General features: G+C 66.1%; 1 protein-coding gene and 1 pseudogene. Both read right to left on the bottom strand.

What is annotated here, in order from left to right:
- Positions 1-252 (bottom strand): annotated as a pseudogene (locus JHD73_RS27895) (4-alpha-glucanotransferase); the annotation flags it as partial.
- Positions 253-261: 9 nt separating this feature from the next.
- Positions 262-819: DUF3459 domain-containing protein (locus JHD73_RS27900; RefSeq protein ID WP_199033359.1), on the bottom strand; the 558-nt coding region annotated here is incomplete at its 5' end.

Below are 819 nucleotides of genomic sequence, written 5' to 3' on the forward strand. Positions count from 1 at the left end.
TGGCTGACCGACGATGCCAGTCACCAGCGCAGGCACAGTCACGTTGTCGGCTTCCGCTTGCAACCGCGCATGGCTGTCTGCGACTTCCGCCGCAGTGCTGGCTGGTAGGCCCAGGCAGCCCAGCACCGTGCGCAGTACGTCGTCATTCACACGCATGGCGCAGCCGGCGGCATCTTCCCAGTCAGCCTGCAAGCCGGCCTGTTGAGCGAGTGCATGCAGCGCGCTGTCGGACGGGTGGGGAACATGATTCATCGCGGTGGCTCAGTTGGAGGGTGGTGCCAACAGTGCGATGCAGGTGTATGCCGGTACATGGTGTGTAGCCAGCATGGCGGCCGCGCCGTCGCGCGATTCGTAGAGCAGATCGGCGGGATTGCCGGCCAACGCAGTCGGCAGTGACACTGGCTGCGCCCCCAGGTTGACCGCGAGTGTCAGTACGCTGCCGTCGCCCAGCCGCCATCGCGCCAGCACGCCGGTGGTGCCTAGCGGCACGGCATCCAACGCGTGTGCGCCCACCAGACGCGGGACGATTTGCGCATGGCGCAACGTCAGCAGCTGGTGCGTGCGGTTTAGCCAGGCGAGGTGTTCGGGGTTGGTGAGTTCCGCCTCGCCGGGCCAGGAGGCTTGGTAGGTGCGCTCATCGTTCGGGTCGGGAATGCGCTCGCGTTTAAGTGGGTCGGAGAACGCTGAGAACCGCCCAAGCTCGCGCCGCCGGCCTTCACGCACCGCATCGGCCAATGCGCCGTGGTGGCTGGTGAAGTAATAGAAGGGCCGCAGGCTGCCCCATTCCTCACCCATGAACAGCAGGGGGATTTGTGGGCA

The organism is Ralstonia sp. ASV6, assembly GCF_016429285.1.
Classification (GTDB): domain Bacteria; phylum Pseudomonadota; class Gammaproteobacteria; order Burkholderiales; family Burkholderiaceae; genus Ralstonia; species Ralstonia flaminis.